The following is a 9,433-nucleotide window of genomic DNA, read 5'->3' as shown; positions in this document are numbered from 1 at the left end:
GGTGGTGGTGGCCACGGCGGCGGCAATGGCGGTGGACATGGCGCCGGCATGGGTGGGCACAATGGCACTGGCAATGGTGCGGGCCTCGCGGGTGACCACGCCGGCAAGGCTACGCGCGATCATGGTGTGAGCGGCAATCATTATGGGAGCTCACGTAACCAGGACAACGGCCATGGGACTACCACCTCAGGTATTGCCCAGTCCAAGGATACTCGCGGCTTGACGAAATCTACCGCTATCTCGGGGACTACGCCCGGTGACCATAATGCCAAGGGGCTGAGCGGCGCGGTACAAAACTCCTCCAAGAATGATCGATGAACTGAAGGCTGCCAGGTACTGAATGGGCCTGGCAGCCGCTTCGTCGAACGGCTGCGCACCGCGGAACTTAAAAGGCAACCTTATGTCGTATCCGCACTCAAGCTCCCCCCTGCGCCTTCTGGAGGCGAAACAAACATGAAAAAAACCCTGGTAGCCGTCTTTACTTGTGCCCTGGCGCTCGGCGCAACTGCATTGTTGCCTGCCGATGTCTCGCCGATTGGTTCCGCATATGCCAAAGGTAATGGCAATGGCGGCGGCAAAGGTGGGTTCAATGGTAATGGCGCCGGCTACGAGAGTGATCATGCCGGCAAGGCCACCCGCAACCATGGCGAGAGCGGCAATCACTATGGCAGCCTGCGCAATGATGACAACGGCCGTGGCACTACCCGGTCCGGTATTGCCCATTCCAAGGAACACAACAAGGCCGGGCGCTCCTCTTCGAAGCATGATCGATAACTGAAAGCGCACATGGCGTGCCCGCGAACCGGACGATGCGGTTGGTGGATGGCACCGGCTGCGCCGGTGTTCGGGGGCTCGCCCGCGCCTGCAGTCTGGTGCCCGCCAGACCTCAGACCCTGAACCGCCCTACCAACGCCGTCATCTCCCCCACCAACCCCGACAACGCCTTGCTCGCCTCACTGGTCTGCTGCGCCCCCGCTGCCGAGGATGTCGACAGCTCGCGAATGTTCAGCAGGTTGCGGTCCACCTCTCGCGCCACCTGGGCCTGCTCTTCGGCTGCGCTGGCAATCACCAGGTTACGCTCGTTGATCTCGCCGATCGCACTGTAGATACCCTCCAGCACCTGCCCCGAAGCCAGGGTCACGTCCAGTGTCGACTGGGCGCGGCTGGTACTGGCCTGCATCGAGGCCACGGCCGCTTCGGTACCCGCCTGCACGCGCCCGATCATCTGCTCGATTTCCTGGGTCGACTGTTGCGTGCGGTACGCCAACGTACGCACTTCATCGGCCACCACCGCAAAGCCGCGCCCGGCTTCGCCGGCACGGGCGGCCTCGATGGCGGCATTGAGCGCCAGAAGGTTGGTTTGCTCGGACACCGAGCGAATCACTTCCAGCACCTTGCCGATATCCCGCACCTGCCCGACCAGTTGCTCCAGATGAGCGCTGCTGGCCTGGATTTCCCGAGTCATGGCCTCGGTGCCGTCGATGTTGTCGCTGACTTGCCGCCGGCTTTGCGCTGCCAGCTGGTTGGATTCGCTGGTGGTCTGCGAGGTGGTGATGGCATTGCGCGCGACCTCCTCCACGGCCGTGGTCATTTCGGTGACGGCGGTGGCGGCCTGCTCAAGCTCCTGGCCCTGCTGGCGCAGGTTGTTGGCACTTTCCTCGGTGACGGTATTCAACGCCGCGGCAGCTGCGTCCAGTTGCCTGGCACAGCTGCTGATCTGCCCCAGGGTGTCGCGCTGGCTCTGCTGCATGCGTTCAAGTTCATGGAACAGCTGGCCGATCTCGTTACCGCCCTGCCCCTGCACCGGCACGCTCAGGTCGCCACCGGCAATGCGCTGGAAGTGCCGCCCTGCTTCGCGCAGCGGGTGCAGCACGCGCTGGGCAACAAAGGCCCAGCACAGCACCGCCAACAACAGCGTCACGCCCAACAGCCCCAGGCTCAGCAATTGCGCACGCGCCAGGCGCCGGTCGGATTCCAGCATGATCTGCTGACCGCGCTCACTCAATGCCCCTACCAGTTGCTGGCGCAAAGCCTGCAGCCGGCCCATGGCGTTACCGGCGTCGGTATTGACCTTGAAATACTGCTCGAGCGAACGTTGACGGGTTGCCTCACGCTGCCCCGCGACCGCCTTGGCGTACTCTCCATAGGTGGCCTGCAGGGCGGTTGCCAGCGCGTGCAGCCCAGGCTCGCGGGCGTTTTCGACAAACTCGTCCACCAGCTTCTGGCTCTTGTCGTTCAGCTCGACCGACATCGCCATGCGCTTGCTGGCACTTTCCTCATGGCCACCCAACTGCTCGATGAAGCCTGAAGATACATTGGCGCTGGCGCGAATCGCCATCAGCAACGCATTGTTCAACCGGTCCGACTGGTGCGCGGTCTGGTCCAGTTCGTTGATCTGCTGGTCGCTACCCACCGCAGCCCGCCAGGCACTGACGGTGGAAAACAGCAGGGTCACGCTGAACAGCGACAGCACCCAGAACATTCCGGTGCGGATCTTCAGGTTGGCAAGCATGCGGGCAGTACTCCTTGTTGGCACCACTTCTGGTCGATGATTCGACGGTGGGTGTGCTGCTATCGGAGGTACTGCCCCAGGCTTGAGGCGCCGGAGTGCGGTTTTGGGCGGTAACCGAACAGATGTTGTCGAGGCAAAGACCGGGCTACAGGCAACAAATCGACCAGGCGGGAACTTCAACGCTCGGACTCGGTCGATAACATCCCCTCGCCCTCAAGCCAAGGGCTTGCCCAAGCCCTGCCGAGTCTGCCGCCGATGCCCAGCACACCTGTTCTGTCGACCTTGCTCCTGTTATTCAGCACAATCACGGCACAGGGCGCATTGGCTGGTGAACGCTACGCGCCCGCACGCAGCAACAATGCCTCGACCGTGCTGATCGAAACCGCCTCGCAACAGTATGCCGACGGCCAACTGGACAAGGCGGCGGCCACCCTGGAGCGCGCGCTGCACATTCAGCCGAACAACCCGGCAACGCTGCACTACCTTGGCGTTTTGCGCCTGCAGCAAGGGCAGTATGAACAGGCCGAAACGCTGGCGCTGCGCTCCAACCTGCGGGTGGGCAACAATCACGCCCTGCGCAGCCGCAACCTGCAGTTGATAGAAGCCGCGCACAAGGCCCAAGGCTCCGGCATGCTGCCGACGGCTGCACACTGACGGTGATCAGACGCTGCGCGTCAGCCCACCATCGACCTGCTTTGCACCCACGCGCATTACCCGGTAAAGTCGGCGCCAGGGCGCTGGCTGCGCCTGCGGTCCGCGCCAAGGGGTTTCCCGAGCCATGCGTCATCATATTTCCATACCAGCTCCCGGCTTGTCGGCGGACCGAGCCCCAAAGGAGTTGGCATGCCCGCCATCAATGCATCCCGCCACCACGGCCTGCTCGACCTGCCCGCCTTGCGCAAACGTGCCAAACGCTTGCTCACCGCCCTGAAAAACGACGAGGCCGACGACACCCGCGAGCAGCTGCGCGCGCTCGGCCTGTCCGGCCCTGACTACCGGCTTGCCGATACCCAATGGCTGGTGGCCCGCCAGGCCGGCTTTGCCAGCTGGCCCAAGCTCAAGGCCCATGCCGATGCCGTCGCTTTCGCGGCACGCCACCCTGGCTTCACCGCCGATGACGAAGCAGCCGTGCAGCATTGGCGCTGCGGCAACGACATCGCCCACAGCTTGCGCACGGCCGGTTTTGCCGGTGCGTTCCAGATGTTCGACGACCCCATGGTCATGGGGCCCGTCTGCGCACTGCCCGAGGAACAGTATTGGCAGGTTCGGGCCGCTTACATACAGCAGGCGTTCAACCTGAGCATCCAGGACGTCGAGCAACGCCTAGCGGCGCAACGCACCGCCCTGGCCGGGTTGAACAGCGACAGCAAGATCGTGCTGTGGTGCGAGGGTGACGCTTACGACCAGCTGTTCCTGATCCGCGTACTCGCCAGCCTGCCCAGCCTGCCGCGCCGCTTGGAGCTGATCGAAATCACCCAAGTACCTGGCGTCGAGCGCTTCATCGGTATCGGCCAGCTGGCCCCGGACCTGCTCGCCTGGCTATGGCCACAACGTCGCGCGCTGGGTGAGGACGTGCTGGCCCTGGCCCGGCAGACATGGGCGGCCTATACCGCGCCTGACCCAAGGGCCTGGGCTGCCCTGGCGGACATCCAGCATGCCGCCTTGCCATCGCTGGGCCGGGCCCTTGCGCGGCAACTTCAGGAGCTGCCGGGGGCGAACGACGGTTTGAGCCTCACCGAGCGCCTGCTATTACGCGTTCTGGAGTCACACGGCGAGCTGCCGGCCGGACGTGCGTTTGCCCAGTTGATGATGCAGGATGAACCCCTGCCTTACCTGGGCGACATGATGTTCCATGTTTTGCTGCAGCCCCTGATCCATGCACCGCACCCGCTGCTGCTGGAAGGCCCGGGCGAGTCTTGGGCACAACGGCCGTTGCGGCTGACCGCTCTTGCCGAGCAGCTGCTCGCGGGGCAGGCGCATTGGCTTGACCACAACCCTGCGCAGCGATGGGTGGGTGGAGTGCTTATCAATGCCGCGGACAAGCCCTGGGTGGTCAGCGAACAGGGCGAAGTATGGCAGCGCAAATAGCCCGCTCGAGCCTGATCAGGTAAAGCGGTGGATGGCACCGGCAAGTCAGCTCTCATGGAACTGCCCATCACTCATTGCATTAGCAGGGATCCTGTGGGAGCGGCTTTAGCCGCGAACACCGGCGCAGCCGGTGCCATGCAGCGCGTTGGATTCTTCGCGGCTAAAGCCGCTCCCACAGGGTACGCGGACCGCTTGCGAATTCAGTTCTTTACTCGACAGTGCAGCCCAAAGGGCTGGGCGATCTAGCTTTCAGAGCTTGAGCAACACCGTCGCGCCTACGGGACCGATGTTGCAATCGCCTTCGCCGCTTGCGCCAAACGTTGTGTAGCCAGCCGGATTTCATCCATGTCCAGCGAGGCGAAACCAAGGCGCAAGGCATTTTCCGCATGACCAAACGGCGAAAACTGCCGGCCACTGCGTACCACCAGGTCCAACTCCAACGCCTTGCCAACCAACTGATCCACATCGATTCCGTCAGCAAACCTCACCCACAGCGCCAACCCACCTTCCGGCTCGCGCACGGTTACCTGCTCGCCAAAGGCATCGCGCAAGCAAGCCAGCAGGGTCTCTCGACGTCGGCGATACTCCCGGTTAACCCGACGCAAGTGCTTCTTCAGCTCGCCATCATTGATCAAGTCCGCCAGCATCTGCTGCATCACCGCATCGCCCTGCCCCAGGGTCAGCGTCGCCCTGCGTTCGAGCGCCGCGGCCACCTCCGCCGGCGCCACGATGAAACTGCAACGGAACGTACTGCCCAGGGACTTGGACAATGAGCCAATGTAGATCACGTGCCGCTGCTGACGGTCGCTGGCCAACGGCAGGTAAGGCCGACCGGCGAAGTGGTACTCATGGTCGTAGTCTTCCTCGACCACGCAAAAGGCGTGCTGCCGCGCCAGCTCCAGCAACTGCTGCCGGCGCCCGGCAGGCAGGCTGACCGTGGTCGGGAACTGGTGATGGGGAGTGATGTACAGCATGCGCACCTGGTGCAGCCGGCAAAGTGCATCGATCTGCTCGACCCGGCAGCCCTCGTCATCCAGCTCCACGGTCACCAGCCGGGCGCCCAGCTGGCGGAAGATCTCCCACGCGGGCGGATAGCTCAGGCGTTCGACCAGCACAACGTCACCGGGCTTGAGCAGCACGCTGGCCACCAGGTACAGCGACATCTGCACGCCCTGGGTCAGGCAGATATGCTCGGCGCCAACGTTCAGGCTGCGATTGTTCCGCAGCATGTCGGCCAAGGCGCTGCGCAGGGAGTGGCTGCTGCACGCGCTGCCATGGCGCACGGTGTTGGCGGCAAAGCTGTTGCGCAAGGCATTACGGTAATAACGGTGCAGAACGGTCTGCGGCAGCAGGCGGTGGTCACAGGCGCCGTTGTCGAAGAACAGCGCACCCGGCCGATTCTGCTGCGCGGCAGCCTGTTCGTTGGCCGCGAAGTAGGCAACGGCAGGCTCCTCCTGTAGCACCAGGGCAAAGGGCTGCGCTGCATCGGGCTCGGCCAGCGTACCAGCCGCCAGCTGCCGACTGACGAAGGTGCCACGGCGCTGCACGCTTTCCAGCCAGCCTTTGGTCTCGGCTTCCTCGTAGGCGAGGATCACCGTCTTGCGGTTGACGTTCAGCAGTTGCGCCATTTCCCGCGTGCCGGGCAACGGCGTGCCGGGGCGCAGGCGGCCCTCGGAGATCGCGGCTACCAGACCCTCGACGATCTGCCTGTACGAAGCCTGCGGCTGCGCCCCGTCGAGCTTGAGCAGTGGCTGCCATTTGCGAAGCTGGACCATGTGAATTAACCGAAACTGGAGGTTCTACTGGTCCTGGACTATAGCAACAATCGAACCTCCACTTGCCCCGAGGTGCCCATGCAGAACCGCCACGTGATTGAATTGTCGCCCTCGGGCAAAACCTTCGACGCCAGCCAGGAGCTGCTGCTCGATGCCATGCTCGCCAGCGGCCTGCCGGTGCCCTTCTCCTGCCGCCGCGGCGCCTGCGGGTCTTGCAAGGTCAAGGTGGTGGCAGGGCAGTATCGGCACAAGCAGCGGACGGCAGACATGCCCGCGCCCTGCTACCCCCTCGCCGCCGACGAAATGTTGCTGTGCCAGAGCCATGCCTGCAGCGACATGCGCCTGGAGATCCCCGGCTGGTCCCTGGAAACCCAGGTGCTGGAAATCCACGCGCAGGTTCATGGCAAACGCGAACTGAGCGCCGATATCATCGAACTGGTGCTGCAGCCTGCACAGCCGTTGGCGGCAAGGGCTGGCCAGTACGTACGCTTTCGGCTCGACAACGGTGATAGCCGCTGTTTTTCCATAGCCAACCTCCCTGCCCAGGACCAAGGGCAACTGGTGTTTCACATCCGCAAGGTAAGCGGCGGCCTGTTTACCGAACGCCTGCTGCCAACCCTGCAAGCAGGTGACACCTTGAAACTTGAAGGGCCGGTGGGCGCCTGCACCTGGCAGCACGAGGACCAGCGGCCCCTGGTGCTGTTCGCCACTGGCACAGGTTACGCCGGCATCAAGCCATTGCTGCTGACCGCCCTGGCAGGTGATGCCGAGGTCACGTTGTACTGGGGCGGCAGATCGGACGCCGACTTCTATGACCGTGAGTTTCTCGAGAAGGCCAGCCGTGCACACGCTCACTTTCGCTGGCACCCGGTGCTGTCGGACCAGGCGCGCGTGCAGCAGGTGGCGCTGGCCCAGGCCCATCGCTGGGCCGACACCCAGGTCTATGCCTGCGGCAATGTCACGATGATCAGCCAGGTTCGCGAGCAGTGCCTAGCAGCAGGCCTGCAGCCCCATCGTTTTGTCGCGGAGGCTTTCGTTGCCAGCGGCGCACAGGCGCCCGAGGCGTCAACAGCCAGCCCATTGCACCCGGAGCTGGAAAAAGTCGGCCCGCGCTACTCGCTGGACGGCATGCTCGCTGCCCGCGAGCAGTCGGTACGGGCCGTGACGGCTATCGCCAGCCAGCTGAAAGTCGGCATGACCACCGCCCAGGCGCTGGAGATGGCCGCGCAAACCTTGCAGGCGATGGGCGCATCGCACACCTGGCACCCGACCTACATCCGCTTTGGCGACGACACCGTGCGCACGCCACGCCAAGGCATTGATCTGCAACGTGTATTACGTAACACGGATATCGTCGTGGTCGATGTCGGCCCGGTATGGGATGGCTATGAGGGCGACTATGGCGACACCTTCGTGTTCGGCCAACACGAGCTGCACCACGCCTGCGTCAAGGCACTGCATGAAGTGTTCGACGAAACCCGCCAGGCCTGGGGCCATGGCCTGACCGGGCGCGAGCTGTACGACTTCGCCGAGCGCAGTGCCCAGGCAAAAGGCTGGCAGCTGGAGCGCAATCTGGCCGGGCATCGCATCGCCGACTTCCCGCATGTGCTGTATGGGCAGGACAAACTGGCCGAGGTGGAAATCGTCCCGAGCGAAGTGGTGTGGGTGCTGGAGATCCAGCTGTGCCACCCTAGCGAGCCGGTCGGAGCGTTTTTCGAAGACATCCTGATTGGCGAGGCCAGGCCGCTCTCATAGATTCAGCAAGGCCCTGGCTAGCCCTTTGGGCTGCGCTGTCGAGTAGAGAACGGAATTCGCAAGCGATCCGCATACCCTGTGGGAGCGGCTTTAGCCGCGAAGAATTCAACGCGCTGCATGGCACCGGCTGCGCCGGTGTTCGCGGCTAAAGCCGCTCCCACAGGGGCCCTGCTGATTCAATGAGTCATATGCCCTTCTATCTCAAGCACCGAGCGAATCCAGCACGCCTTGCAGCTTGCCCCGGGTCATCTCGGTGCACGGCTGCATGGGCTCGCGCAGTTCGTCGCTCATCAGCCCCTGTAGCTGCAAGGCCGCCTTGACCACAGCCGGGTTCGGCTCGGCAAAGGCCATCTTCATCCACGGCAGCAACTGGTAGAACGTGCCGCGCGCGGCTAACCAGTCGCCATGGTCGACCTGCTGCAGCATGCGCACGTACAGGGCGGCGCGTACATGCGCCGAAGCCGAAATGGCCCCTGCACCACCCAGGCACAGGTTGTTGAAGATCTGCGCGTCCTCACCGGCCAGCACCTGGGCGTGGCCGTCCTGGATCAGGGCCATGGTGGTCTCGCTGTCGCCGCTGCAGTCCTTCACCGCCGCGATGCGCGGGTGGCGCACGATGCGGCGCAGGGTTTCACGCTCGATGCGTACCCCGGTGCGGTAGGGGATGTCGTAGACGATCACCGGCACGCTGGCGGCATCCGCCACGGTGCTGAAGAACGCCTCGATGCCGGCCTGCGAAGGCCGGATGTAGCACGGTGCAGGGACCAGCAGCCCGCCAATGTCGCGCCGCTGGATTTCAGCCTGGAAGGCCAACAGCTCGCGCAGGTTGTAGCCCGACAGGCCCATCACCACCCTGCCCGGCTCCACCCAGGCCAGCACGGCATCCAGCATGGCCAGTTGCTCGGCCTTGGACAGCGCCGCAGCCTCGCCCGTGGTACCGCATACCACAAAACCGGCCACACCATCTTCGAGCAGCTTCTTCACCAGCTTTTCCAGGGCGGCGAAGTCGATTTCATTGGCGCGCATTGGTGTGACGAGGGCGATCCAGATACCACGGAAATTCGACATGCAAAAACTCCTGATGTTGACCGAAAGTCAGCGTCAGCAGGGCGAAGAGTCGAAGTGGTCTGGCAGGGATACCTGGCGCCTTCTGTCTCGTCAGCCCACCTGACGAGACAGCGCGCCTCGGTCAGATGAGCGGCTGTTTCTTGGATTTCTTGGCAACGGCAACGCACGCGCCTGCCTGGGCGATGAAGCCCGAAGCGAAAATGGCGTGGTTGGAAATGGACATGCCGGCAAGCCC

The 9,433-nt window shown here is 63.8% G+C and carries 7 protein-coding genes and 1 pseudogene; 5 read left to right on the top strand and 3 right to left on the bottom strand.

The genetic code is table 11. From position 1 onward, the window contains the following. Both ACK1U9_RS00655 and ACK1U9_RS00650 read left to right on the top strand, forming a co-directional pair. Nucleotides 1-318 (top strand): annotated as a pseudogene (locus ACK1U9_RS00655) (hypothetical protein); the annotation flags it as partial. A 135-nt stretch (nt 319-453) separates the two neighbouring features. Further along, a complete protein-coding gene (locus ACK1U9_RS00650) occupies nt 454-774 on the top strand; it encodes a hypothetical protein (protein WP_015270018.1) in 321 nt (106 codons plus the stop codon). 112 nt (nt 775-886) lie between these two features. On the opposite strand, the gene ACK1U9_RS00645 is transcribed toward ACK1U9_RS00650, so the two are convergent. Beyond that, nucleotides 887-2,512 carry a methyl-accepting chemotaxis protein gene (locus tag ACK1U9_RS00645; RefSeq protein WP_046613919.1) on the bottom strand — a complete coding sequence of 542 codons (1,626 nt, stop codon included), beginning with the start codon at nt 2,510-2,512 and terminating at the stop codon, nt 887-889. A 321-nt stretch (nt 2,513-2,833) separates the two neighbouring features. Between ACK1U9_RS00645 and ACK1U9_RS00640 the strand changes: the two genes are divergently transcribed. Together ACK1U9_RS00640 and ACK1U9_RS00635 are read left to right on the top strand one after the other, a co-directional pair. Continuing rightward, nucleotides 2,834-3,166, top strand: a complete 333-nt coding sequence (locus ACK1U9_RS00640) for a tetratricopeptide repeat protein (protein ID WP_230386317.1) — start codon at nt 2,834-2,836, stop codon at nt 3,164-3,166. A 189-nt stretch (nt 3,167-3,355) separates the two neighbouring features. After that, on the top strand, nt 3,356-4,600 hold the full coding sequence (locus tag ACK1U9_RS00635) for a DUF1835 domain-containing protein (protein WP_108479796.1): 1,245 nt from the start codon (nt 3,356-3,358) through the stop codon (nt 4,598-4,600). 275 nt (nt 4,601-4,875) lie between these two features. Here the strand turns inward: ACK1U9_RS00635 and pdxR are convergent, their stop codons facing one another. After that, on the bottom strand, nt 4,876-6,375 hold the full coding sequence (pdxR, locus tag ACK1U9_RS00630) for a MocR-like pyridoxine biosynthesis transcription factor PdxR (RefSeq protein ID WP_108479795.1): 1,500 nt from the start codon (nt 6,373-6,375) through the stop codon (nt 4,876-4,878). A 78-nt stretch (nt 6,376-6,453) separates the two neighbouring features. Here pdxR and ACK1U9_RS00625 point away from each other — a divergent pair, with 78 nt between their 5' ends. Continuing rightward, a complete protein-coding gene (locus ACK1U9_RS00625; RefSeq protein ID WP_449109597.1) occupies nt 6,454-8,130 on the top strand; it encodes a M24 family metallopeptidase in 1,677 nt (558 codons plus the stop codon). A 201-nt stretch (nt 8,131-8,331) separates the two neighbouring features. Here the strand turns inward: ACK1U9_RS00625 and dapA are convergent, their stop codons facing one another. Continuing rightward, nucleotides 8,332-9,198 carry a 4-hydroxy-tetrahydrodipicolinate synthase gene (gene dapA, locus ACK1U9_RS00620; protein ID WP_108479772.1) on the bottom strand — a complete coding sequence of 289 codons (867 nt, stop codon included), beginning with the start codon at nt 9,196-9,198 and terminating at the stop codon, nt 8,332-8,334. Nucleotides 9,199-9,433 lie beyond the last annotated feature (235 nt).

This window comes from Pseudomonas sp. XP1 (assembly GCF_053557675.1).
The sequence above is the reverse complement of the archived record's forward strand: the minus strand, read 5'-3'. Positions and strand labels throughout refer to the sequence as shown.